This is a genomic window from Pseudomonas sp. IB20 (genome assembly GCF_009707325.1).
GTDB lineage: Bacteria > Pseudomonadota > Gammaproteobacteria > Pseudomonadales > Pseudomonadaceae > Aquipseudomonas.
Genome location: NZ_CP046103.1, coordinates 230,047 through 256,050 on the forward strand (window position 1 = coordinate 230,047; position 26,004 = coordinate 256,050).

Here is a 26,004-nt window from a genome sequence, read left to right on the forward strand (position 1 = left end):
GGCGCACTTCATGGCGGCCTGGCTGATCCGCCGCACAAAATCCCTTGCCCCACTATCCGCGTCTCTCCCATCACCTTCTCCAACACAATCGAATTGCACCCTTCATCCTGCTGTAACGCCGCAATCAAACGGCTGGCATGCGACACGACCCATACCTGGCAGTGGTTCGATGTCTGGATAATCAAGCGCGCCAACGCTGGCAGCAAATCCGGGTGCAGGCTGGTTTCCGGCTCGTTCAGCACCATCATGGTCGGCGGCCTGGGCGTCAGCAGCGCCGCGATCAGCAGCAGGTAACGCAAGGTGCCGTCCGACAACTCCGCCGCTGATAACGGCCGCAGCAAACCTTCCTGATAAAACTCAATTGCAAAGCGCCCGCCCTGCAACGGCTGGATATTCAAGCGTGCGCCGGGGAACGCATCGCTCACCGCGCGCTGCAACGCCTCGGGGTCGCCAATCTCGCGAATGGTCTGCAATGCCGCTGCCAGGTCGCGCCCGTCGTGGTGCAACACCGGCGTGCGCGTGCCCAATTGTGGCTGGCGGACGGGCGCCTCTACATCGCTGCGAAAGTGATCATAAAAGCGCCAGCCACGAATGCTTTCGCGCAGCAGCAACACCTCCGGCGAGCCGCGCAGGCTGCCGACCTGATCGAACAGGCTGTGATAGTTGGGCGTGTGCTGGGCCAATACATCCCAGGCGCGCCCCTCACGGGCCCGCACCATAGGGCCGGAGCGCTGCACCAACAGGCTGGCAGGGCGATAGATATGGCCGGCCCAGATACATTCCTTCTTCACTTCCGGGTCCAGGGAGAAACACGACGCGCCAGGTTCCGGCAACCCCAAGGAAATGGCATAGCTGAAATCATCCCCCGCAAACCCCAGGCGCAGGCGTTTTACCCCTTGGCGCACAACCGCCTCCACCGGCACTTCGCCGTTGTGCATGCGCCGGCTGATGGTTTCCGGCCCGGCCCAGAAGGTCGAGTCCAGCCCGCCTTCACGGGCCAGCGCGTTGATCACGCTGCCTTGGGCGGTTTCGGCCAGCAGGCGCAAGGCGCGGTACAAGTTGGACTTGCCGCTGCCATTGGGGCCAGTGACCAGGTTCAGCCGGTCCAGCGGCACCACCAATTTATTGATCGAGCGATAATTGGCGATTGCGAGGGTTTTGAGCATAGGTATTCAGTCGGCGTGGGAACCATTGGAGTATGGGAGCCTCCATGCAGATAAGGAACCCTGATCTAAGCTCACAGTCGCATACACACTGGCACATCGCGTCACGCAAAGGAGCCTGCATGGGCGGTCGCATTTCGATAGTTGTACTCAGCCTTGGCTTGTTGGCGCTGTTGAGCGGCTGCGGCCAGGAAAAGGCCGAACCCAAGGCCCATTCGCGGGTGTTTGTGCAGACGGTGCAGCCGGCGGATTTTGCTGCGGCGGTTACGCTGACCGGCGATATCCAGGCCCGTGTGCAAACCGATTTGTCCTTTCGCGTGGGCGGCAAGATCATCCAACGCATGGTCGACGTGGGCGACCGCGTGACCGCCAAGCAAGTGCTGGCCAAGCTCGACCCCAAGGATTTGCAGACCAATGTCGATTCCGCCCAGGCCCAGGTCGTGGCCGAACAGGCGCGCGTCAAGCAAACCGCCGCCGCCTTTGTGCGTCAGGAAACACTGCTGCCCAAGGGCTACACCAGCCGCAGCGAATACGACGCCGCTCAAGCCGCGCTGCGCAGCAGCCAAAGCGCCCTGGCCGCCGCGCAAGCGCAACTGGCCAATGCCCGCGAACAACTGGGCTACACCTCGCTGATCGCCGATGCCCCCGGGGTGATTACGGCGCGACAGGCTGAAGTCGGCCAAGTGGTGCAGGCCACCGTGCCGATTTTCAGCCTGGCGACCGATGGCGAGCGTGATGCGGTGTTCGATGTCTATGAGTCGCTGCTGGTAGAGCCGCCGGCAGATGCGCCGATCACCGTCAGCCTGTTGGATAACCCGAGCATCAAGGCCGTGGGTAAGGTCCGTGAAGTCACGCCGGCGGTGGCGGCCAATACCGGCACCGTGCAAGTCAAAATCGCCCTGCAATCCCTGCCCAAAGGCATGCACTTAGGTTCTGTGGTCAGTGCCACCGCGAATGGCCCGGCCAAGGCCAGCATCGAGCTGCCGTGGTCGGCCTTGACCAAAGACCTTAACGAACCCGCTGTGTGGCTGATCGACGGTGACGGCAAGGCGCAACTGCACAAGGTCAGCGTGGCGCGTTACCTCACCGGCAACGTGATCATTGGCGATGGCCTCAAAGGCGGCGAAAAGGTCGTGGTGGCCGGTGGGCAATTGCTGCACCCCGGCATGCTCGTCGAACGCCCAGCCGTGCAGCCATGAAACACCTGACGGCTGTACTCGCCGCCAGCCTGTTGCTGGTGGCCTGCTCCAAGGAAGAACCTGTGCCTGAACCTGTGCGCCCGGTGTTGTCGATGCAAGTGAAGGCCGAAGACCAGGAAAACCTTGGCCGCTTCGCTGGGACTATCCAGGCCCGCTACGAAAGCAACCTGGGCTTTCGCGTGCCCGGCCGTATCGCCCGCCGCACGGTCGATGTGGGCGCCGAAGTGGAGAAGGGCGCCGTGCTCGCCGTGCTCGACCCCACCGACCAGCAGAACCAATTGCGCGCCGCCCAAGGCGACCTCGCCCGTGTGCAGGCGCAGTTCATCAATGCCCAAGCTAACGCCCGCCGTCAGCAGGAATTATTCAACCGTGGCGTCGGCGCCCAGGCGCAGTTGGATGTGGCCCAGACCGACCTGAAAACCACCCAGGCCACCCTCGATCAGGCCAAGGCTTCGGTCAACCAGGCCAAGGACCAGCTCAACTACGCCCAACTGCGTACCGACCACGCCGGCATCGTCACCGCCTGGAATGCCGAGGCGGGCCAGGTGGTCAGTGCCGGCCAGCAAGTGGTGACCCTGGCGCGTCCGGATATCAAGGAAGCGGTGATCGATCTGCCAGCGGGCCTCGCCGAGCGCCTGCCCACCGATGTGGTGTTTCTGGTCGCCGGGCAACTCGACCCGAACGTGCACACCACCGCCATCGTGCGTGAGATCGAACCCCAGGCGCAAAGCGCCACGCGCACCCGCCGCGCACGCCTGACCCTGGCCGAGACACCGCCGGCCTTTCGCCTTGGCACCGCCATCAGCGTGACCTTGAGCTCTGCCATCGCGCCGCGTATCGAACTGCCGCTGAGCGCCTTGCAGGAAGTCGACGGTAAGACCCGCATCTGGCTGCTCGACACCCAAAGCCAGACCGTGCAGCCGCGCGACGTCACGGTGGTCAGCCGCGACGCTGACAGTGCCTTGCTCAACGGTGGCGTCAACCCCGGCGAACGCATCGTCACTGCCGGCGTGAACAGCCTGAAACCCGGGCAAAAAGTCAAAATCGACGAGGACAGCCCGCGATGAAAGGGAGCTTCAACTTATCTGACTGGGCCCTCAAGCATCAGTCCTTCGTCTGGTACCTGATGTTCGTCGCGCTGCTGATGGGCGTGTTTTCCTACATGAACCTCGGGCGCGAAGAAGACCCTTCGTTCACCATCAAAACCATGGTGATCCAGACCCGCTGGCCGGGCGCGACCCAGGAAGAAACCCTCAAGCAAGTCACCGACCGCATCGAGAAAAAACTCGAAGAACTCGACTCCCTCGACTACGTGAAAAGCTACACGCGGCCGGGTGAGTCCACGGTGTTTGTGTTCCTCAAGGACACCACCAGCGCTAAGGCCATTCCGGAGATCTGGTACCAGGTTCGCAAGAAGATCGACGATATTCGCGGCACTTTCCCCCAGGGTTTGCAGGGGCCGTCGTTCAACGATGAGTTCGGTGACGTGTTCGGCTCGGTGTACGCCTTTACCGGCGACGGCCTTTCTATGCGCCAGCTGCGTGACTATGTGGAGCAGGTGCGCGCCGAGATCCGTGCGGTGCCGGGGCTGGGCAAGGTCGAGATGATCGGCCAGCAGGACGAAGTGATTTACCTGAACTTCTCCACGCGCAAACTGGCGGCATTGGGGATTGATCAGCGCCAGGTTGTGCAAAGCCTGCAATCGCAAAACGCGGTCACCCCCGCCGGGGTGATCGAGGCGGGGCCGGAGCGAATTTCCGTGCGCACCTCGGGCCAGTTCGCCTCGGAGAAGGACTTGGCGGACGTTAACCTGCGGCTCAATGATCGTTTCTACCGTTTGGCGGATATCGCCGAGATCAGCCGTGGCTATGTTGACCCGGCGCGGCCGATGTTCCGCTTTAACGGCCAGCCGGCGATCGGCTTGGCCATTGCGATGCAGAAGGGCGGCAATATCCAGTCCTTCGGCAAGGCCCTGCACACACGCATGGACGAACTGACCGCCGACCTGCCGGTGGGCGTCGGCGTGCACAAAGTCTCCGATCAGGCGGAAGTGGTGGAAGAGGCCGTCGGCGGCTTCACCAGCGCGCTCTTTGAAGCGGTGATCATCGTGCTGGTGGTGAGTTTTATCAGCCTCGGCATGCGTGCCGGGCTGGTGGTGGCGTGCTCGATTCCGTTGGTGTTGGCGCTGGTGTTCGTGTTCATGGAATACAGCGGCATCACCATGCAGCGGGTATCGCTGGGTGCCTTGATCATTGCGCTTGGCCTGTTGGTGGACGACGCGATGATCACCGTGGAAATGATGATCACGCGCCTGGAAAAAGGCGAAACCAAGGAGCAGGCGGCGACCTACGCCTACACCTCCACGGCGTTCCCGATGCTCACCGGTACGCTGGTGACCGTGGCCGGTTTCGTGCCCATCGGCCTCAATGCCAGTTCGGCGGGCGAGTACACCTTCACCCTGTTTGCGGTGATTGCCGTGGCCATGCTGGTGTCGTGGGTGGTGGCGGTGCTGTTTGCGCCGGTGATTGGCGTGCATATCCTCAGTGCCAACGTGAAGCCGCATAATGCCGAACCGGGGCGTATCGGCCGTGCCTTCAATGGCGGCATGCTTTGGGCCATGCGCCACCGCTGGTGGGCCATCGGCATCACCGTGGGGCTGTTTGTGGCCTCGGTGTTTTCCATGCAGTTTGTGCAGAACCAGTTTTTCCCCTCGTCGGACCGCCCGGAAATTCTCGTTGACCTGAACCTGCCGCAAAACGCCTCGATCAACGAGACCCGCAAGGCTGTCGACCGCCTCGAAGCGATCATCAAGGACGACCCGGACATTGCGCGTTGGAGCACCTACATCGGCCAGGGCGCGATTCGTTTCTATCTGCCCCTCGACCAGCAATTGGAAAACCCCTACTACGCGCAGCTGGTGATCGTCAGCAAAGGCCTGGAAGAGCGCGGCGCGTTGATTGCGCGCCTGCAAAAACGCCTGCGTGATGACTTTGTCGGCATCGGCAGTTATGTGCAGCCACTGGAAATGGGCCCGCCGGTAGGGCGGCCGATCCAGTACCGCGTGTCCGGTAAAGACACCGATCAGGTGCGCAAACACGCCATTGAACTGGCGACCTTGCTGGATAAAAATACTCACCTGGGCGAGATCATCTACGACTGGAACGAGCCGGGCAAAGTGCTGCGGGTCGACATCGCCCAAGACAAGGCGCGGCAATTGGGGCTGTCGTCGGAAGACGTGGCGCAACTGATGAACAGTGTGGTCAGCGGTGCCTCGGTGACCCAGGTGCACGACGATATCTACCTGATCAACGTGGTGGGGCGCGCCGAAGACGCCGAACGCGGCACCCCGGAAACCTTGCAGAACCTGCAGATCGTCACGCCCAACGGCACCTCGATTCCGTTGCTGGCTTTCGCCACCGTGCGGTATGAGCTGGAGCAGCCGCTGGTATGGCGCCGTGATCGCAAGCCGACCATCACCATCAAGGCTTCGGTGCGCGATGAGATGCAGCCGACCGACCTGGTCAAACAACTCAAGCCCGAGATCGATAAGTTCAGCGCCGGCCTGCCGGTGGGCTACACCGTCGCCACTGGCGGCACCGTCGAAGAAAGTGGCAAGGCCCAAGGCCCTATCGCCAAAGTGGTGCCGCTGATGCTGTTCTTGATGGCCACCTTCCTGATGATCCAGCTGCACAGCGTGCAGAAGATGTTCCTGGTGGCGAGTGTCGCGCCGCTTGGGCTGATCGGCGTGGTGCTGGCGCTGATCCCCACGGGCACGCCCATGGGTTTTGTGGCGATCCTCGGCATCTTGGCGCTGATCGGCATCATCATCCGTAACTCGGTGATTCTGGTGACGCAGATCGATGCATATGAGCGCGACGGCTATACGCCGTGGGATGCGGTGGTGGAAGCCACCGAGCACCGGCGTCGGCCGATCCTACTGACCGCAGCGGCGGCCAGCCTCGGCATGATCCCGATTGCGCGTGAAGTGTTCTGGGGGCCGATGGCCTACGCGATGATTGGCGGGATCATCATCGCCACCTTGCTGACGCTGCTGTTTTTGCCCGCGCTTTACGTGGCGTGGTACAAGATTCGCGAGCCGAAAAAACAACAGGCCTGACCATCCGTGCCTTCCTGCAAGGATGTAGGAAGACTCTTGGAAACACTTTCCCTACAGCGCGCCTGGCGTTAACTGTTTTACCCTCCGGGCCTGATCTTGTTTGGAAGGCCTGCGTCATGCGCCGTTTAGTCCTGGTTTTTAGCCTGTTGCTGTCTCCTCAACTCTTTGCCGCCACCGTGCTGGAAAATGCGCAGTGGCGCGTCGAACTCGACCCCGCCACGTTAGCGCTGCGCGTTACGCCCTCAGGCGAAACCTCGGTGCAAGCCTCCAGCGGTGTAGCCGCGCACGCCGTCGCCGAGATGCAGGCCAATGCCGAACAGGCCACTTGGCAATGGGACAACGGCAGCTATCACCTGACCGCTCGCCTTGAGCAGCGCGACCTTGCCCTGACCATCAGTGCACGCGAGCCGGGTGAGTTAGCCCTTTTGCGCCAACCCGCCGAGGCCATGGGCAAAGGCTTGATCTGGCCCTTGGCCGAAGGGCATTACGTTCCCGCTGATAACCCTGTATGGAAGGCGTTTTTGCTGGAACAGGGCGAGGTCAATTCCACGCAGGACCTCAGCCTGCCGTTATGGGGCGTGGATCATGGGCGCTTCACGCTTAACTGGTTGCTCACCAATCCCTATAACAACCATCTGCAATGGCAAGCAGACGGTGGCGGGCTGGCGCTTTCAGTGGCGCATGAGTTCACCCGTCTTGAGCCCACCGCACCGATGACCCTGCGCCTGCACCTGGGCGATGCCGACCCGTTGGCCGGGGCCAAGCGCTATCGCGAGTGGCTGGTGGCGCAGGGGCGTTATGAACCGCTGGCGGACAAGCTGCGCCAGACTCCCGAGGCTGAAAAGCTGCTGGGTGCCAGCCATGTCTACCTGTGGGGCAATGACCTGTTAGGGCCGGAGGATGTGCGCGACTGGCCGCTGCTGGTGAAATTGCTGCGCGGCCACGAACTCAAGGGCTTGCTGGACAAAGAGGCCACGCAGGTGCTGACTCAAACCGGCACGTTGGATGGCTATCAAAAGACCGTGCTGCTGCGTGGCCTCAACGCGGCGATCAATAAAAAGGCCCGGCAAACCTGGCAGGCCACCGACGAGCCGGACATGCTCACGCTTGCCGACGGTTATGGTGTACTTCGCCGTGAACTGGCCACAGCGTTTGCCGGCGCCTTGAGCGACAGCCCCGAGACCTGGGGTAGCACGCTGTCGGCCAAGACCGTCAAAGCGCTGCAAGATGCTGGGCTGAAGCGCCTTTTGCTGACTTTGGGCGAAGGCTGGGAAGGCGGCCTCTGGCACCCCGAAGCGATTCAGTCGGGCGTTAAGGCGGGTTACCTGATGGCGCCGTACGACTCCTATGAAACCGCGTTATCCACCACCGAAAACCCGGATTGGACCACCGCCCACCTGGGCAGCAAGGCCTATCGCGACTGCGCTATCGTGTTGAAAGACGGCAAGCTCAAGACCGGCTTCCAGCAATCCGGTCATTACACCGACCCGCGTTGCGTACGGCCACTGCTGGAAGCGCGGGTGAAGGCAGTGCAAGCCAAGGCCGGTTTCAACGCCTGGTTCCTCGATGTCTACGCCACCAGCATGCTCTTTGACAGCTACCGTGACGGTGCCGAAATGACCCAGGCGCAAAACGCCGAAGGCAATATCGACGCGTCCCGCTGGCTGAGTACGGCGCTCAAGCTGCCCGCCGGTTCCGAAGACGGCAACGCCATCACCGCCCAGGGCATTCTGTTCGCCCACGGCATGCAGACGCCGGTGATTGGTTGGGGGGATCGGGAGATGACCAAGGACAAGCAGTCGCCCTATTACGTCGGCAACTGGTACCCGCCTGAGCAACCCACGGTGTTCTTCAAAACGGTGCCGTTGAATGAGCCGTTCCGCACAGTGTATTTCGAGCCGACGATGCGTCTACCGCTGTATCAGGCGGTGTTCCACGGCTCGGTGATTACCACTCACCATTGGCTGTTCGATAGCCTCAAGCTCGGCAATGTGCAGGCTGAGAATGAGTTGACCCAACTGCTGTACAACGTGCCGCCGCTGTATCACCTCAGTGCCGCGACGCTTAAGCAGCGGATACCGTTGATGCAGCGCCAGGATCAGTTTTTCAGGCCGCTGCATGAACGCTTGGCGACTCAGGCGATGACGGGGTTTCGCTGGCTGACGGCAGACAAGCAGGTGCAGGAGACCACGTTTGCCGATGGCACGCGGTTGGTGGCGAATTTCTCGGCTGAAGAAAAACAGGGCTATGCCGGGCGCAGTGTGACGGCAATGGTGGTGGGCGAAAAACCTGTGGTGTATCAGGTGCATTAGCGGTGCCGGTGAGGCCTTCGCGAGCAAGCCCGCCCCCACATTTGGAACGCATTCCCCTGTGGGAGCGGGCTTGCTCGCGAAGACGTCAGGCCGGGCGACGAAAGTCTATGGTTTGCGCCACACACTCGCCAACCAAGGCTGCTGCTCCCGAGGCAGCCCGGCCGGCCGATAGTAATGCTCCAACTCCACAAACCCGGCCGCTGTCAGCAGTGCCCGCCACGCTTGCAGGTCGTGATAAGACCCATACCGCGGTCCATTCCAGCCTTCCTGGTTTTCACCGCGTGGGTTGGAACTGAACAACACACCGCCAGGCTTCAACGCACTGTGCAGTTGCTTGAGAATGCGCGGCAATTCCTGCTTGGGAATATGAAACAACACCGCATTGGCAAACACCCCGTCGAAGCGTTCAGCCGGCAGCTCCAACTTGAGAAAGTCCTGCTGCAACACCTCACAGCCGCTGTCCTCGCGCGCCATTTGCGCAAACCGTTCAGAGCCATCGAGCCCTACGGCGATATGGCCCATGCGTGTAAACGTCTGCAAATCCCGCCCCGGCCCGCAGCCGAAATCCAGCACGGTAAACGGCGCCGTGCCTTGGATGTGTCGCAGCAGGGCGTCGATGTTCTGGCTCACATCGTGATCGCGGGTGCCGTCACGGAAGTCCTCGGCCACATTGTTGTAGTGGCCCAGGGTCGCGGAGGTAATCTGGTTCAGGTCGTCGGGGGCGAGTTTCATGGGGGGCGAGTTGCGGCGATTTGAACGGCACTCAGCGTTTGTTAAGCACTCGCGCCAACCGATCCCCGCCCAACTGAATCACCGCCACCAGAATCACCAGCAGCACGATCACCGTCAGCATGATCTGCGTATCAAAACGCTGGTAGCCATAACGGTAGGCAATATCACCCAAGCCGCCCGCGCCAATCGCACCGGCCATGGCCGATGAGTTGATCATTGTCACCAACGTAATCGTGAACCCGCCAACGATGCCCGGCAGCGCCTCCGGCAACAGCACATGCCAGATGATGTGCCAGCGGCGGCAGCCCATGGCTTGCGCGGCTTCGATCAAGCCGTGGTCGACCTCACGCAGGCTCACTTCGCCAATGCGCGCGAAGAACGGCGTGGCGGCGATGGTCAGCGGCACTACAGCCGCCCACACACCATAGGTCGTGCCGACGATCAGTCGGGTAAACGGGATCAGCGCCACCATCAGGATCAAAAACGGAATGGAGCGGAACAGGTTGACGAATGCGCCCAGCACGCGGTTCAGCGCGGGTGCCTGATAGATGCCGCCTTTGTCGCTGGTGACCAAAAACACCGCCAACGGAATCCCCACCAACAACGCGATCAACGACGACACACCGACCATCAACAAGGTGTCGATGGCGCCCTGCAATAAACGATCAAACCACATAGCCCAGCACCTCCACCTGTTGCGCCCAACGCCCGGCAAGGGTGCGCAGTTCTTCGGCGTTGTGCGGTGAGCCACTCACCGCCAACAGCAATTGCCCCAGGGCATGCCCCTGGATCCGTTCTACGCCGCCTTGCAGCAAGCGCACGCGCCCGCCGAGGGCGTTGAACAACGCAGCCAGGTCGGGCTCATCGGCGGCGCTGCCGGTGAACTGCAGGCGCAGCACCAACGCCGCGTCGGCCGAGGTTTGGGTGCGTTGCAGACGGCTTTGCAGTTCTTCCGGCAGCCCGTGTTGCAGCGGCGCCAGCAACGTTTTGCTGACCTCGTGTTGCGGGTTGCCGAACACTTGCCACACCGGGCCCTGCTCAACGATTCTGCCGTGTTCGAGCACCACCACGCGGTCGCAGATTTCGCGAATCACCGCCATTTCATGGGTGATCAACACGATGGTCAGGCCCAGGCGCTGGTTGATCTCGCGCAGCAGGCCGAGGATCGACTGAGTGGTCTCCGGGTCGAGGGCCGAGGTGGCTTCGTCGCATAGCAGGATCTGCGGGTCATGCACCAGCGAACGGGCGATGCCCACGCGCTGTTTCTGGCCGCCGGAGAGCTGCGCCGGATAGGCCTTGTGCTTGTCCTGCAAGCCCACCAGTTCCAGCAGCTCGCGCACTTTTTGCTCGCGCTGCGGCTTGGGCACGCCGGCGACTTTCAGCGGCAGCTCGACGTTCTGCCAAACCGTTTTGGCCGACATCAAGTTGAAGTGCTGGAAGATCATGCCGATGCGCCGACGCAGCGCCACCAGGCGGTCTTCGTCGAATTCGCCGATGTCCACCTGATCGATCAACACCCGCCCGCTGCTGGGCTGTTCCAGGCGGTTGATGGTGCGGATCAGCGAGGACTTACCGGCGCCGCTGCGGCCGATGATGCCGAACACTTCGCCGCGCTGGATAGCAAGGTCGATGCCTTGCAGTGCATGCACAGTGCCGTCATAGGTTTTGCCCAGGTTGATAAAGCGCACATGGGCGCGGTTCAAATCCGGGTGCAGCTCGGTCTGCTCGGCGTCCCTGGGCGGTAAACCCAGGTCGCGCAGTTGAGTGTTGGCGGCGGTCATTTTTTATCTTCCCAGCCCACTTGGTAGAGCTTGCCGAGGGATTTATCCAACGCGGCACGCACTACTGGCGAGTGCTGGTAGATGTCGACGAACTTGATCACGCGCGGGTCGGTTTTGCTTTTAGGCTGGATTACAAATTGAATCACGTATTCCGGGTGGTCGAGGCCGTCGAACAGCAGCGCCGACTCGGCATCGAAGGTCTTGGACAGGCGGATATACGCCGGGTAGCCCTGCACCAGGTCAGCGTCGTCATAGGCGCGTACCAGTTGTACGGCTTCCACCTGCAGAATCTTGATCTTTTTCGGGTTGGCGACGATGTCTTCTTCGGTGGCCTTGTAGCCCACGCCCGGCGTGAGGGTGATCAGCCCGGCCTTGGCCAGCAGTTGCAGGCCGCGGCCGCTGTTGATCGGGTCGTTGGCGATTGCCACGCTGGCGCCTTGGGGCAGGTCATTGAAGCTTTTGTACTTCTTCGAATACAGCCCGACGTTGTTGATGATGCCCGGCGCGTACGGCACCAAGTCAAAACCGGCGGCGGCCTTGGCGTTTTCCAGGAACGGGATGTGCTGGAAGTAGTTCACGTCGATATCGCCGGCGGCCAGGCTGACGTTGGGCGCGATCCAGTCGGTGAATTCCACCAGCTCGACCTTCAGGCCCTGCTTGCCGGCCTCGGCGACGGCGGCTTCCAGAGGAATCGCGAAGGCGGGGGTGGTGCCGACTTTTAACGGTGCATCGGCGGCAAACACTGCCGAGCTGAATAAACCGAGGGCCAGGGCCAGTGCTTTGACTGGGTGGGTGAGCAGTGTCTTTTTCATAATGGTTTTCCAGTCATAAGGGGGTTAGTTAAGAACAATGCGGTCTACTGTGGGAGCTGGCTTGCCTGCGATAGCGGTCTGTCAGGCACAAATTTTTAGCTGATCTACTGCTATCGCAAGCAAGCCCGCTCCCACATTTTTTGATTAGTGACGGTAGGTAGAACCGGTGTGTTGTTCGGGTAAGCGAGCGGAGCCCTGGAACACTTTTTCGCGCAGCGTTCCCTGCTCGTAAGCGGTCTTGTACGACCCCCGACGCTGCAACTCCGGCACCACCAGGTCGATAAAGTCCACATAGCTTTCTGGCGTCACAATGCGCGTGAGGTTGAAGCCATCCAGCCCGGTTTCACTGACCCACGATTCCAGCTCATCGGCGACCTGTTCGGGCGAGCCGACCAAGGTGATATAGCGCCCGCCGAGGGCGTGCTGTTCGAGCAATTTGCGCCGGGTCCAGTCGTTGTTCTGCAGGTTCTTGGTGGCCGACTGGATCGCGTTGCTCTTCACGTACTGGATCGGTTCATCGATCTCGTATTGGGCAAAATCAATCGCCGTCGATGCCGAGAAATGCGCCACACCGGCCTCCGGGCTGGCATAGCTCAGGTACTCGGCGTGCTTGGCCCAGGCCAGCGCTTCGGTGGCACCCACGATCACGTTGAGGCCCATGAACACCTTGATGTCCTCCGGGTTACGCCCGGCCTCGACCGCGCTGGCGCGCACCTTGTCCACTTGGGCCTTGGTCGCGGCCTTGTTCTGGCCGCTGATGAACACGCACTCGGCATGCTGGCCGGCGAACAGCAAGCCCCGCTCTGAACTGCCGGCCTGGAACAGCACCGGCGTGCGTTGCGGCGACGGCTCGCAGAGGTGATAACCCTCGACCTGATAGAACTCGCCGTGGTGTTCGACCTTGTGCACCTTGCCCGGCTGCGCATAGACCCGTTGTTGCGGATCGTTGATGACCGCGTCGTCTTCCCAGCTGCCTTCCCAGAGTTTGTACAGCACCTGGAGGTATTCATCGGCCTGGTCGTAGCGCCGGTCATGCTCAACCTGTTCGGTCAGGCCCATGGCCTTGGCGGCACTGTCGAGGTAGCCGGTGACGATGTTCCAGCCGACCCGGCCACGGCTCAGGTGGTCGAGGGTGGACATCCGCCGGGCGAACAGATACGGCGGCTCGTAGGTGAGGTTGGCGGTGAGGCCGAAGCCAAGATTTTTGGTGACGGCGGCCATGGCCGAGACCAGCAGCAGTGGGTCATTGACCGGCAGTTGGATCGATTCTTTGAGCGGCACGTCGATGGAGTTCTGGTAAACGTCGTACACGCCGACGATGTCGGCGATAAACAAACCATCGAATAGCCCGCGTTCGAGGGTTTGCGCCAGGTCAGTCCAGTACTCGACGGTTTTGTACTGCGTCGAGGTGTCCCGTGGATGCGTCCACAGGCCGTGGTTGATGTGCCCGATGCAGTTCATGTTGAAGGCATTGAGCAGGATTTTTTTCTTCGCCATTTAGAGGGTCCCCCGCAGTGGCGGGTTTTCATCATTGAGGTAGTAATTGCCCACCGCGTGGTACTTCCAGCGCACCGGGTCGTGCAGGGTATGCACGCGGGCGTTGCGCCAGTGGCGATCGAGGCCGTGTTCGGCCAAGGTCGCCTGGCTGCCGGCGAGTTCGAACAAGGTGCTGCCGGCGGCCAGCGAGATCTCGGTGCTCAGTGCGCGCGCTTCGGCGACGGCAATGGACGCGGCGGCAACGGTCTCGGCCGTGCTGTCGGCCTGGGCGCGGTCGAGGAATTCGCCCGAGCGTTCCAGCAACGCTTGCGCCGCGTGAAGGCGGATGCTCAGGTGGCCGAAGCTTTTGAGCGTCAACGGGTCTTCGGTGGCCTTGTCGTTGCCGGAATCGATCCACGGGCGGGTCTTGGTGCGCACAAAGTGCAGCGCGTCCTCGAAGGCGGCGCGGGCGATGCCGGTGTCGATGGCGGCGTGAAGGATCTGCGCCAGCGGGCCGACGGTGGTCGGGCGCTCGAAGGCGCTCTGGAACGGGATCACGTCTTGCGCTGCGACCCACACGTTGTCGAACACCACCGAGCCGCTGCCGGTGGTGCGCTGGCCGAAGCCGCTCCAGTCGTCGATTACGCTCAGGCCTTCGCTGTCACGGGGCACAAACGCCAGTTGCTGCACGCCGTGTTCATCCACCACCGAGGTGGGGATGCGTTGGGCGTAGATGGCGCCGGTGGAGTAGAACTTGCGGCCGGTGATGCGAAAACCGTCACCGTCGCGGGTGATTTTGGTCACGCGGTCGTGAGCGGTTTTGGTGCCCAGCTCCGCCAAGGCATTGCCGAAACGTTGGCCGGCAAGCACTTCGGCATACAGGCGTTTTTGCTGCGCCGGGCTGCCATTCACGCGCAGCACTTCCAGGGCGTAGAAGTGGTTTTGCGGGATCTGGCCCAGCGACGCATCCGCTTGGGCAATCAACGCAATAACCTTGGCCAGGATGACGTTGGACACACCGGCACCGCCGTGCTCCTTCGGTACGCTGATGCCCCACAGGCCGGAGCGCGAAAACACGTCCAGCTCGGGCAGCGGCAGGCGACGTTCGCGGTCGCGCTGGGCGCTGTCGCGACGGAAATCTTCGGCCAGGTCGCTGGCGACAATGAGGGCTTGTTCGTCGCTGGTGATGACCGCGACGTTAGGGGAAAAAGTCATAAGTTTCTCCAGAGGTCTGGTCAGAGGTCGGTCAGATCCAGGAATGTCGAGCAGGCAAAGTGCCGTTCAGTCGATAAGCGCCCACGGCGTGGTACTTCCAGCGCACCGGGTCGTGCAGGGTGTGCACCCGGGCGTTGCGCCAGTGGCGGTCAAGGTTGAATTCAGCGAGGGTGGCGCGGCTGCCGGCCAGTTCGAAGAGCTTTTCGCTGACCAGCAACGACACTTCAGTGGTCAGCACTTTCGCCTCGGCCACGGCAATCGAAGCCCGCGCAGCGGATTGCGCGGTGATCGGCGCGGCACTGACCTCGTCCAGCACCTTGCCGGCCTTGCGCAACAGGGCTTCGGCGGCGTGCAGTTCGATTTTCAGCTTGCCGATGTCGGCGATTACATACAAATCATCACTGGCGCGTTCGACCTTGGCGTCGATCCACGGGCGTGAGCGTTCACGCACGAATGCGATGGTGTCATCGAGCGCGCCACGGGCGATGCCGGCGTCGATGGCGGCCTGGATCAATTGCGAGACGGCGCCCTGGATATTCGGGCTTTCGCCGATGCGCCAGTTCTCCACTACCAGCTCCGCGTCCACCGGCACTCGGTCGAGCAGTACGGTGCCGCTGGCGGTGGTGCGTTGGCCAAAGCCCGACCAATCGTCAACGATGCGCAGCCCTTCGCTGCCACGGCGCACAAAGGCCATGACCTGCTTGCCGTCATCGTTCAGCGCCTTGACCGCCACCCAATGGGCAAACAGCGCGCCGGTGGAATAGAACTTCTGGCCGCTGATCACGTAGCCGTCGCCTTCAGCGGTGATGCGCGCCTTGAGCTCCAGGGTGTTTTTAGTGCCGCGTTCCGGGCCGCCGTTGCCGATGCGCCAGCCGTCGAGGACGCTCTGGAACAGCTGCTTTTTCTGGCGTTCGGTGGCGGCGCCCTGCACCAGGTGCAGGATGCCGAAATGGTTCTGCGGGATCTGCCCCAGGGCTGGGTCCGCCGCGCTGATGATCGCGAACACGTCGGCCAAGGTGGTGAAAGACACCTGTGGGCCGCCGTATTCACGGGGAATGGAAATACTGCCCAACCCGCTGCGGGTAAATTGTTCGATTTGTGCCCATGGCAGCTTGCGCTGCTGGTCGCGCTTGGCCGCTTGCAGGCGCGCGGCCTGGGCCAATTCATGGGCTGCGCTCAACGCTTGCGCGTCGTTGCGCAGCACAGCGGCCGGCAACAGCAATGGGGCTACATCCAGATCACTCTGGGGGGGTGTTAGAGCCAAGTTAGACATCAGCGCCGCTCCTTGGCTGCACGTAATGCCCTGGCGTTATGCATCGGGGTAATTCTGACCATACCGACCTCGCATTCAATGAAATAGAAACAGAAAAATCAGAGATGTCCGGTGGTCCGGTGCATATACCCTAAGCGCGTTAAATTTTTAAATAAACTAACTTATAGGAATATGCATAGAAGGGCTGTCACCCAGGTTCGCACGGTGAACCGGGTTGGCGCGGTTGGTAGGTCGACGCGGCCCTGGCCGGACGGGGCGGCGTCTGTGGAGAGCAGGTGGCAATGGTCAGGCTGCGCACCGGTGCCCAGCGTGAATTATTACCGACACGGTCAAGGATGCAGTACGTCACGTCCAGGCGGCTGTCGTCGCCCGCTTCGATGATCACCGTTGAGGGCACCCATACGTGTACCGCCAGGCCGACGCCTTTGGCTTGGATTGTCGGCAGGTCCAGACGCACGTCACCCCACCGCAGGGTAATGGCGTCGCCGCTTGCCATATTCAGGTACGGCTCGATGGTCAGCGGAATACCGCGCCGTACCTGGCTGCCATTGATGCCGTAGCGTCGGATCGTGTCGGGCAGGCTCACAGGCGCGAGGTTCTGGTTTTCGTCGCGCAAGAGCGCCGAAGGCTGGCCCCCTGGGTAGTTGGTTTTTACCTGCACGTGCGTGATGGCTGAGCATGCCGGGCCGTGGCCGATCTGCATGACTTGGTAGTGAACCTGCGCCAGTCCGTCCAGCACAAAACTTTCCGGAACCCGCAGGCGTGTGGGTGTGCCGATTTTGCACGCGGTCACACGCCGAGCGTCGGCAAAGCAGTTGTTCCAGAACAACTCGATCAGGTCGCCTTCCTCCATGCCGGGGTAGGGGGCGATGTCCACCTGCAGTTGGGTGGCGGCGAGGGCATTGATGCCATGTGGATGAGCCTGTGGCAGGGTCGGGGCGGTGAGCAGGGCCGGGGTTGCAGTGCGCGTCATAAGTAATCTCCTTGATGCAGCCAGCAGCAATCGTTCCGGCGCCCGTGGCGCGGTTGTGCGCAGGGTGCCGAAAGGAACGATTCAGTGAATAGCCGGGATAGGATCCAATCCTCTGGGCGCTAGATAAGAGGGTTGGCCGGGGGGCGTCAATGGCGGCAAAGGGCTAAACGGCGGGTTGGGGTAGATTCAGACGAGTCTGACGAGGCGGGGGATTTTGAGGCGGGTACAGCGGTGATTTTTATGCGTTGCAATGAGGATTTCGTGTAGGAGCGGCTTATTGTGACGAGGGAGCTTGCACCCGCTGTGGGCCAGCCCAGCGGGAGCAAGCTCGCTCGCCACAGTGCGGGCCTGCTCTGAGGAAATTAATGAGCCAGAAACTTGCTCAAGAACTGCTTGGTTCGTTCTTCCTTGGGGTTGGCAAACAACGCCTTGGCTTCGCCCTGTTCCACGATCACGCCCTTGTCGAAGAAGATCACCCGGTTGGCTACATCGCGGGCAAAGCTCATTTCGTGGGTGACGATAACCATGGTGCGGTTTTCTTCGGCCAGGCTGCGGATGGTCGCCAGCACTTCGCCGACCAACTCCGGGTCGAGGGCCGAGGTGGGTTCGTCGAACAGGATCACCTCCGGCTCCATGGCCAGTGCACGGGCAATCGCCACCCGCTGTTGCTGGCCGCCGGACAAGCGCCTCGGGTAAGACTCTTCTTTACCCGCCAGGCCGACTCTGGCCAGCAGTTTGCGACCCAGCGCAATCGCGGCCTCGCGCGGCATCTTCTTGACCACGATCGGGCCTTCGATGACGTTTTCCAGCGCGGTGCGGTGCGGGAACAAGTTGAAGTTCTGGAACACAAAACCCACGTGCTGGCGCAAGCGCCGCACCAGGCCTTGTTGCTGGTTGAGCGGCTTGTTGCTGTCGATCTCGATGTCACCCACCTTGATGCGGCCGCTGGTGGGTTCTTCGAGGAAATTCAGGCAGCGCAGGAAGGTGGTCTTGCCGGAACCGCTGGGGCCAATGATGGCGACCACTTCGCCCTCCTTGACCTCAAGGTCGATCCCGTTGAGCACCACCTGACCTTTGAATTGTTTGGTCAGTTTTTCAACCACGATCATGCTTCAAGACTCCAGGTCATGCCGGTTGACCCGGTCTTCCAGACGATTTTGAAAATGCGCCAGGATGCTCGCCAGTACCCAGTAGATCAGAGCGGCGGACAGATACATGGTGAAAATTTCGAAGGTACGCGCCGACACCAGTTGCGCCTGGCGAAACAGCTCCGGCACCTGAATGGTGGCGGCCAGCGCCGTGTCCTTGACCAGCGAAATAAAGCTGTTGCCCAGCGGCGGCAGCGCGGTGCGCATCGCCTGCGGCAGGATGGCCCGGCGCAGGGTCTGCGCGCGGGTCATGCCGATACTGGCTGCCGCTTCCCACTGGCCGCGCTCGATGGAGCTGATCGCGGCGCGCAGGATTTCACAGGCATAAGCGGCCATGTTCAGCGAGAAGCCGATCATGGCGGCCGGAATCGGGTCCAGCTCGATGCCCACTTGCGGCAAGCCGTAGTAGATCAAAAACAGCTGCACCAGCAAGGGCGTGCCGCGAAAGAACGACACGTAGACGCGGGCAATCCAACTGACCAGCTTGAAGCGTGACAACCGCATCAGGGCCAGGCCGAAGCCCAGCAGCAGGCCGAAGAACATTCCGCCCAGGCTAAGAATCACCGTGTAGTACGCGCCCTTGAGCAGAAAGGGCGCGGAGCCCAGCGCGAGTTGGAAACCTGCTTCCATTATTGAGTGACGTCAGCGTTGAAGTACTTCTCGGACAGCTTTTTCAAGGTGCCGTCGGCGCGCAGCTTGTCGAGGGCCTTGTTCACCGCGTCGAGCAGTTCAGGCTCGCCTTTGCGCAGAGCAATACCGGCTTCCTGACGGGAGAAGGCATCACCGGCTGCTGCGGTGTCCGGGGCTTTCTTGGCGTACTCAAGTGCCGCCAGGCGGTCGATCAGGATGGCGTCAATACGACCGATGCGCAGGTCCTGGAACTTGGTTGGGTCATCGTTGTAGGTCTTGATGATGGCTTTAGGTTGGTTGTCCTTGAGCCATTGTTCGTAGTTGGTGCCCAGGCCTACGCCGACTTTTTTGCCGGCCAAGTCGTCGGCAGTCTTGATGGTGTCGACGTTTTTCTTCAGCACCAGCGCCTGAATACCGGAAACGGTGTAGGGCTTGGAGAAGTCGTACTTCTTCTGGCGCTCTTCGGAGATGGTCACTTGGTTGATCACGGCGTCCAGGCGCTTGGACTCCAGGGCCGCGAGGATGCCGTCCCACGGCGTGGCTTGCAGCTTGACCTTCACGCCCAGCTCCTTGGCCAGCGCTTCGGACAGCTCCACTTCGAAACCGCTGAGCTTGCCGCTCTCATCGACAAAGCTGAACGGCGGGTAGGTGCCTTCCAGGCCGATCTTGATCTCGCCGGCTTTCTTGATGTTGCCCAGCTGCTCACCAGCGATGGCTTGGCCCATCAGGCCAGCCCCGAGTGCCAAGCCCAATGTGCCAACCAGCAACGTGCGACGCAATACAGAAATAGTCATGAACAGCCCCTGTGTTTTTATGGTGAGCGAAGCAGGTGACGCAGTAGTCGTATCCTGCCTTAAAGCGCGAAGCGCGTCTTCGCCTTCGGCGCGACTATAAAGCGAGTTTTTAAGACTTGAAAATAATATAAATATAATTTGTTATGCGTTTTTGGAATATGACTTCAATCTAATGTGGGAGCAGGCAAGCCAGCTCCCACATTCTTTTATGACTTCAATCTAATGTGGGAGCAGGCAAGCCAGCTCCCACATGTGGTCCGTGTTCAGTCCGTTAGAACAGAGTCATAAGCAAACAACGCCGGCGCCCCGCCGGTATGCAGGAAAATAATCGGACCGTCCTCAAACCGCTGCCGCCCGATGCCATCCAGCAAACCGGCCATGGCTTTGCCCGTGTAGACCGGGTCCAACAGCAGGCCTTCCTGGCTCGCCAATAGCTTGACCGCAGCGAGGGTGCCGGCGTTCGGTTCGCCGTAGCGCGGGCCGAAATATTCGTCCCACAAAATCACGTTGAACGCCTCGGGGATATCCACGCCGAGCAATTCGGCGGTGCGTTCGGCCAGGCCCTGCACTTTCGGGAACTGAGCTTGCTCGGTGCGTGACACCGTAATGCCCACCACCGGCAAATTCGGCAGCACTTCACTCAAGGCCAGGGCGAGGCCGCTGTGGGTGCCGGCACTGCCCGAGGCGAGTACCACAGCGGCGAATTCAATCCCGCTGTCTTCGATCTGCCCGGCCAGTTCCAGCCCGGCGCGTACATAGCCGAGGGCGCCGAGAGCATTGGAACCGCCGATAGGCACCAGGTACGGCTTTTTACCGTTGCTGCGCAGGCGATCGGCGAGGGCGTTGAGTTGCTCGTCGACGTTGTCGAGGTTCTCGACCAATTCAACCTTGGCGTCGAACAGCTCCAGCAGCAGGCGGTTGCCGTTGGCCAGGTAGTTAGGGTCTTCGGTACCAGTGGGGTTTTCCAGCAGCGCAACGCAGCCCAGGCCGAGCTTGGCGGCCAGCGCAGCGGTTTGGCGCACGTGGTTGGACTGGATGGCGCCGGCAGTTACCAAGGTGTCGGCACCCTGGGCGATGGCATCGGCGGCCAGGTATTCAAGTTTGCGCAGTTTGTTGCCGCCCATGGCCAGCGGCGTGGTGTCGTCGCGTTTGACGTAGATGTCCCTGCCCAGCCAGGCCGACAGCCGCTCGAGTTTTTCCAGGGCAGTGGCGCCGCCCAGCAGTTCCAGGCGGTTAAAACGGTCGAGCTGTTGTTTGATCATGGCTACGCACGGTGGCTAAGTGATTGGGCGACTATAGGCAGGCACTTTTCATCGGGCAACCGCCAATCGCTTATTCCGTCTGGTTCTTTGCATCACACCATTGGTTCTTAAGGGCGGCCAGGGTGCATACCGTAAAGTGATGGCCATTACGTCAGGAGTGAACTATCACACCATTGGTTCTTAAGGGCGGCCAGGGTGCATACCGTAAAGTGATGGCCATTACGTCAGGAGTGAATACCGTGAGTGAGCGTTCCAGCCATTGGCAATTGCAGACCATCGTCAGCCAACTGCGCGGCGCCCGGGACCAGTGGCGTACGCGCAATGGCCGCTTGAGTGGCGAGCACGGCGGCCGAGAGTTGCCGTCGCGCGAGGCGGTGGCGCAGATTCTTGAGTCGCTGTGCGGCGCGCTGTTTCCGATGCGCCTGGGGCCGGTGGACTTGCGCGAGGAAAGTGAAGATTTCTACGTCGGCCATACCCTCGACGTCGCCTTGAATGCCTTGTTCGGCCAGGCGCGCCTGGAGCTGCGCTACGCCGCACGCCAGGGCGGCGAGGATGACAGCGCGGTCGACGCCCTGGCTATCCGCCTGATCCAGGATTTTGCCCTGGCCTTGCCTTCCCTGCGCAGCCTGCTGGACACCGACGTGTTGGCCGCCTACCACGGCGACCCGGCCGCCCGCAGTGTGGATGAAGTGCTGCTGTGCTACCCGGGGATCCTGGCGGTGATTCACCATCGCCTGGCGCACCACTTATATCGCGCCGGGTTGCCACTGCTGGCGCGGATCAGCGCGGAGATTGCCCACTCGGCCACCGGCATCGACATTCACCCCGGCGCGCAGATCGGCCCGAGTTTCTTTATCGACCACGGCACGGGCGTGGTGATTGGCGAAACCGCGATCATCGGCGAGCGAGTGCGCATTTATCAGGCGGTGACCTTGGGCGCCAAGCGCTTCCCGGCGGATGAGGACGGGCAGTTGCAGAAGGGCCATCCACGCCATCCGATTGTTGAGGACGATGTGGTGATTTATGCCGGGGCGACGATCCTGGGGCGAATTACCATCGGCAAGGGCTCGACGATTGGCGGCAATGTGTGGCTAACCCGCAGCGTGCCGGCGGGGGCGAATATTACCCAGGCGAATTTGCAGCATGAGGATGGGGCGCAGAAGTAGTGCTTGAGCCACACACCCGATCCAATGTGGGAGCTGAATTGCCTGCGGTAGCGGTATGTCTGATCCGCCGCCATCGCAGGCAAGCCAGCCCCCACATTGGGCTGCATTTCAAATTTGAACCGGTTTTCACTCAGCCATCGCTGAACGATTTGCCATCTCCACCCGTCATACCAATCCTTGAGCTAGTGTAGGAATTGTCTACCGCTCAGCCCTGCGATTAGTCCCAGACCGCCTATCCATGTTTAACTTGAATGTTCGTTCAAGTTAAACCGGTGGTTCGCTGCCCGCTCACAACAGGAGGCTTACCTTTGCTGAGTCCGTTATTTACAGCCACATCCCACACCGTAGGGGTGCATCGTTCATGAGTGCATCGTCCACCCCATCCAGCGGCATGGTGCGCATGAATGCGCCCGTTTTCTACTTTGCCGCCAGCTTCATCCTGCTATTTGGCATCACGGTCATCGCGATCCCGCAACAGGCCGGTGCCTGGCTGCTGGCCGCGCAAAACTGGGCGGCCAACACGGTCGGCTGGTATTACATGCTGGCGATGACCCTGTATCTGGTCTTCGTGGTGGTCACCGCGCTATCGGGCTACGGCAAGATAAAACTCGGTGCCGACCACGACGAACCCGAATTCAGTTACCTGTCCTGGGCCGGCATGCTGTTCGCCGCTGGGATCAGCATCACGCTGTTTTTTTTCTGTGTGTCCGAGCCGCTGACGCACCTGGTGCAACCGCCTCAGGGCGCGCCGATGAACGCCGATGCTGCCCGCCAGGCCATGCAGATCCTGTTTCTGCACTGGGGCCTGCACGGCTGGGGCGTGTTCGCCTTTGTCGGCATGGCCCTGGCGTATTTCGCCTACCGGCATAACCTGCCGCTGGCGTTGCGCTCGGCGCTTTACCCGCTGATTGGTAAGCGCATCAATGGCCCTATCGGCTACGCGGTGGATGGCTTCGGCATCATCGCCACGGTGTTTGGCCTCGGCGCCGACATGGGCTTTGGTGTGTTGCACCTCAACTCCGGGCTGGATTACCTGTTCGGCATTGCCCACACCCAGTGGATCCAGGTCGGCCTGATCACGCTGATGATGGGCGCCGCGATCCTCGTCGCCGTTGCTGGCGTCGACAAGGGCGTGCGGGTGATGTCCGACATCAACATGCTGCTGGCCTGCGCGCTGCTGCTGTTTGTGTTGTTCGCCGGGCCCACCCAGCACTTGCTCAACACCCTGATCCAGAACATCGGTGACTACCTCGGCGCCTTGCCGACCAAGAGTTTCGATGTGTACGCCTACGACAAACCCAGCGACTGGCTGGGCGGTTGGACGGTGTTCTACTGGGCCTGGTGGATCGCATGGTCGCCGTTCGTGGGCCTGTTTATCGCGCGTATTTCCCGTGGCCGCACTATCCGTGAGTTCGTCTTTGGCGTGCTGCTGATCCCGCTCGGCTTCACGCTGGCGTGGATGTCGATCTTTGGCAACAGTGCCATCGACCAAGTGCTCAACCACGGGATGACCGCGCTCGGCCAGTCGGCCATTGATGACCCGTCGATGAGCCTCTACCTGCTGCTGGAAACCTACCCGTGGAGCAAGACGGTCATCGCGGTCACGGTGTTTATCAGCTTCGTGTTCTTCGTCACCTCAGCCGACTCCGGCACCGTGGTGCTGTCGACCCTGTCGTCCAAAGGCGGCAACGCCGATGAAGACGGGCCGAAATGGCTACGCGTGTTCTGGGGCGCGATGACTGCATTGGTCACCAGTGCCTTGCTGTTCGCCGGCAGTATCGACTCGCTGAAATCCGCGGTGGTGCTGACCTCGTTGCCGTTCTCGCTGATCCTGCTGCTGATGATGTGGGGGCTGCACAAGGCGTTCTACCTCGAATCGCAAAAGCAGATCGCCCAGATGCATTCCCTCGCGCCGGTGTCCGGTTCACGCAAGGGCACGGGCGGTTGGCGCCAGCGTCTGACCCAAGCCGTGCATTTCCCGTCGCGCGATGAGGTGTACCGGTTCCTTGAAACCACGGTGCGCCCGGCGATCGAAGAAGTGACGGCGGTGTTTGTCGAAAAAGGCCTCAACGTCGTCACCCAGCCCGACCCGTCCAACGACAGCGTCAGCCTGGAAATCGGCCACGGCGAAGAGCATCCGTTCGTGTATCAGGTGCAGATGCGTGGCTATTTCACGCCGTCCTTTGCACGCGGTGGCATGGGCTCCAAGCAGCTCAACAACCGTCGCTATTATCGGGCGGAAGTGCACTTGAGTGAGGGCAGCCAGGACTACGACTTGGTGGGCTACACCAAGGAGCAGATCATCAACGACATCCTCGACCAGTACGAGCGTCACCTGCAGTTCCTGCACCTGGTGCGCTAGTCCCCTGTGCTCGCCCGTGATCGCATCAGCTCGGTGTTTGAGATACACCGAGTTGCCTGCATCGCGGGCAAGCCCGCGCCCACAAAAAAGCCCGCAAAGCCCCGTCCTACGGGGCTTTCTTAAATTTAATTTCATTCGCTCAAGCCCCGGTTTGACGCGCAACTGTCATCTGGCCACTGCGTAATTGTGTGAAGCGTTTGACGCTTTCATTTCAGAACAGTGACGGAGACCGGTAACAATGAAGACGTTAATAAGCCCCATGGTGGGGGTCGCCATGGCGAGCTTTATGCTGTCCGCCCACGCCGATTTTATTGACGACAGCCACGCCGATGTGACCTTGCTCAACCGCTACCTCAACCAGCAAGGGCGTGATGTGGTGAACAGCAACGCCAAGGCCCACAGCGTGCGTGATTGGGGCCAGGGTTTCGAGTTCAACTTCAAGTCCGGCTACACCGATGGGCCGGTCGGGTTTGGTCTGGACTTGCAGGCGTTCTACGGCTTGAAACTGGACTCCGGTGGTGACCTCAACGACAAGGATCACCAGGGCCGTTACCCCGGCAGCATGTTCCCGCTGGACGACGGCAAATCCGCCGACCAGTTTGGCGTGCTGAGCCCCACGTTCAAGATGCGCTTCGCCAAGGATGAGCTGCGCGTGGGCACGCTGTACGGCAACAACCCAGTGCTGGCCAACACTGACGGGCGCCTGTACCAGCAGACCAATACCGGTGTGCAACTGGTGTCCAAGGACCTCAGCGACTTCACCTTTACCGGTGGCGATATCTTCAAGACCAAGATTCGCAACGAAACCGGCGACCAGGGCATGATCACCGCCGGCGGTACCCAAGAAAGTGATCGCTTCCTGTTCGGCGGTGCGGACTACACCGGCATCCAGAACACCACCGTCAGCCTGTGGTATTCCAACCTTGAGGATTACTACCAGCAGTTCTTCCTCGGCGCCAAGCGTCATGACGCATTGTCTGTGGGCGCGATCGACACCGACGTGCGGGTGTTCCGCAGCCTCGGTGTGGGCGCCAACGCCGATGGCGACAAGGACTTTGCCGGGGCCGGCCTCTACGGTGACGGCACCAGCAAAGGCCGCATCAACCAGACCACCGCCAGCTTGCTTGAGAGCTACAGCCTGGACGGCCATACCGTGGGCCTTGGCATCCAGAAAAACAGCGGCGACAGCGACTTCCCGTACCTCGATTCCGGCCTGAACAGCGGTGACGCGCGCCAGGGCCCAGGCTCAGGTGCCGACACCCCGGCACTGACCAACATGCAGTTGAACAAATTCCAGCACGCGGGCGAACGCACCTGGCTTGCGCAGTACAAATATGACTTCGGCAAACTCGGTCTCGCTGGCCTGACGTTCTCCGCCGCCTATGCCCACGGCGATGACATCCGCACTGCACAAGGCACCACCAGCGAATGGGAACGCAACATTGCGGTGGCCTACCAAGTACCGACCGGCACCCTCAAAGGGCTTGGCGTGACCTGGAAAAACGCGCACGCCAGCCCGGACATTACCGGTGCCACCGTGCAAGATGAAAATCGCTTCTATGTCAGCTATGTCGTTCCACTCTGGTAGG

General features: G+C 61.3%; 20 protein-coding genes. 7 read left to right on the forward strand and 13 right to left on the reverse strand.

What is annotated here, in order from left to right; genetic code table 11:
* Positions 1-8: 8 nt before the first annotated feature.
* Positions 9-1,166 carry an AAA family ATPase gene (locus GJU48_RS01070; RefSeq protein WP_155295908.1) on the reverse strand — a complete coding sequence of 386 codons (1,158 nt, stop codon included), beginning with the start codon at positions 1,164-1,166 and terminating at the stop codon, positions 9-11.
* Between the two features lie 119 nt (positions 1,167-1,285).
* Between GJU48_RS01070 and GJU48_RS01075 the strand changes: the two genes are divergently transcribed.
* From GJU48_RS01075 to GJU48_RS01090, 4 genes are all read left to right on the forward strand, one after another.
* The gene (locus tag GJU48_RS01075) at positions 1,286-2,362 is read left to right on the forward strand and encodes an efflux RND transporter periplasmic adaptor subunit (RefSeq protein ID WP_155295909.1); all 1,077 of its coding nucleotides are present in this window, start codon (positions 1,286-1,288) and stop codon (positions 2,360-2,362) included.
* Positions 2,359-3,429 (forward strand): efflux RND transporter periplasmic adaptor subunit, encoded by a 1,071-nt coding sequence (locus GJU48_RS01080; protein ID WP_094953577.1) that lies wholly within the window; start codon positions 2,359-2,361, stop codon positions 3,427-3,429. Before GJU48_RS01075 ends, GJU48_RS01080 begins: the two co-directional genes overlap by 4 nt.
* Positions 3,426-6,479, forward strand: a complete 3,054-nt coding sequence (locus tag GJU48_RS01085) for an efflux RND transporter permease subunit (RefSeq protein ID WP_094953578.1) — start codon at positions 3,426-3,428, stop codon at positions 6,477-6,479. Before GJU48_RS01080 ends, GJU48_RS01085 begins: the two co-directional genes overlap by 4 nt.
* 116 nt (positions 6,480-6,595) lie before the next feature.
* A complete protein-coding gene (locus tag GJU48_RS01090; protein WP_094953579.1) occupies positions 6,596-8,791 on the forward strand; it encodes a glycoside hydrolase in 2,196 nt (731 codons plus the stop codon).
* A gap of 105 nt (positions 8,792-8,896) precedes the next feature.
* On the opposite strand, the gene GJU48_RS01095 is transcribed toward GJU48_RS01090, so the two are convergent.
* The 12 genes from GJU48_RS01095 to GJU48_RS01150 form a co-directional block, all read right to left on the reverse strand.
* Positions 8,897-9,523 carry a class I SAM-dependent methyltransferase gene (locus GJU48_RS01095; RefSeq protein ID WP_094953580.1) on the reverse strand — a complete coding sequence of 209 codons (627 nt, stop codon included), beginning with the start codon at positions 9,521-9,523 and terminating at the stop codon, positions 8,897-8,899.
* Between the two features lie 31 nt (positions 9,524-9,554).
* The gene (locus GJU48_RS01100) at positions 9,555-10,199 is read right to left on the reverse strand and encodes a methionine ABC transporter permease (RefSeq protein WP_094950856.1); all 645 of its coding nucleotides are present in this window, start codon (positions 10,197-10,199) and stop codon (positions 9,555-9,557) included.
* Entirely contained in the window at positions 10,189-11,304 is a 1,116-nt protein-coding gene (locus tag GJU48_RS01105; RefSeq protein WP_094950857.1) for a methionine ABC transporter ATP-binding protein, read from the reverse strand. Before GJU48_RS01105 ends, GJU48_RS01100 begins: the two co-directional genes overlap by 11 nt.
* Positions 11,301-12,116, reverse strand: a complete 816-nt coding sequence (locus GJU48_RS01110) for a MetQ/NlpA family ABC transporter substrate-binding protein (RefSeq protein WP_094950858.1) — start codon at positions 12,114-12,116, stop codon at positions 11,301-11,303. The genes GJU48_RS01105 and GJU48_RS01110 overlap by 4 nt, the downstream gene beginning before the upstream one ends.
* 144 nt (positions 12,117-12,260) lie before the next feature.
* Positions 12,261-13,613 carry an LLM class flavin-dependent oxidoreductase gene (locus tag GJU48_RS01115; RefSeq protein ID WP_094950859.1) on the reverse strand — a complete coding sequence of 451 codons (1,353 nt, stop codon included), beginning with the start codon at positions 13,611-13,613 and terminating at the stop codon, positions 12,261-12,263.
* Positions 13,614-14,807, reverse strand: coding sequence for an SfnB family sulfur acquisition oxidoreductase (locus tag GJU48_RS01120; protein WP_094950860.1), 1,194 nt, complete (start codon positions 14,805-14,807; stop codon positions 13,614-13,616). It lies immediately after the preceding gene.
* A gap of 31 nt (positions 14,808-14,838) precedes the next feature.
* Positions 14,839-16,080 (reverse strand): SfnB family sulfur acquisition oxidoreductase, encoded by a 1,242-nt coding sequence (locus GJU48_RS01125; protein ID WP_094950861.1) that lies wholly within the window; start codon positions 16,078-16,080, stop codon positions 14,839-14,841.
* Positions 16,081-16,267: 187 nt separating this feature from the next.
* Positions 16,268-17,053 (reverse strand): hypothetical protein, encoded by a 786-nt coding sequence (locus GJU48_RS01130; protein WP_094950862.1) that lies wholly within the window; start codon positions 17,051-17,053, stop codon positions 16,268-16,270.
* A 362-nt stretch (positions 17,054-17,415) separates the two neighbouring features.
* A complete protein-coding gene (gene tcyN / locus GJU48_RS01135; RefSeq protein ID WP_083355796.1) occupies positions 17,416-18,162 on the reverse strand; it encodes an L-cystine ABC transporter ATP-binding protein TcyN in 747 nt (248 codons plus the stop codon).
* A 3-nt stretch (positions 18,163-18,165) separates the two neighbouring features.
* The gene (tcyL, locus tag GJU48_RS01140) at positions 18,166-18,831 is read right to left on the reverse strand and encodes a cystine ABC transporter permease (protein ID WP_094950863.1); all 666 of its coding nucleotides are present in this window, start codon (positions 18,829-18,831) and stop codon (positions 18,166-18,168) included.
* Entirely contained in the window at positions 18,831-19,625 is a 795-nt protein-coding gene (gene tcyJ, locus GJU48_RS01145) for a cystine ABC transporter substrate-binding protein (protein WP_094950864.1), read from the reverse strand. Before tcyJ ends, tcyL begins: the two co-directional genes overlap by 1 nt.
* Positions 19,626-19,888: 263 nt before the next feature.
* Positions 19,889-20,887, reverse strand: a complete 999-nt coding sequence (locus tag GJU48_RS01150; RefSeq protein WP_094950865.1) for a D-cysteine desulfhydrase — start codon at positions 20,885-20,887, stop codon at positions 19,889-19,891.
* A gap of 239 nt (positions 20,888-21,126) precedes the next feature.
* Between GJU48_RS01150 and epsC the strand changes: the two genes are divergently transcribed.
* The 3 genes from epsC (at position 21,127) to GJU48_RS01165 (ending at position 26,003) form a co-directional block, all read left to right on the forward strand.
* Entirely contained in the window at positions 21,127-22,053 is a 927-nt protein-coding gene (epsC, locus tag GJU48_RS01155; protein ID WP_094950866.1) for a serine O-acetyltransferase EpsC, read from the forward strand.
* A gap of 400 nt (positions 22,054-22,453) precedes the next feature.
* Complete coding sequence (gene betT, locus GJU48_RS01160; RefSeq protein WP_176462930.1) at positions 22,454-24,415, forward strand: choline transporter BetT; 1,962 nt, start codon at positions 22,454-22,456, stop codon at positions 24,413-24,415.
* A gap of 259 nt (positions 24,416-24,674) precedes the next feature.
* A complete protein-coding gene (locus GJU48_RS01165) occupies positions 24,675-26,003 on the forward strand; it encodes an OprD family outer membrane porin (RefSeq protein WP_094950868.1) in 1,329 nt (442 codons plus the stop codon).
* The last annotated feature ends 1 nt before the right edge of the window (position 26,004 follow it).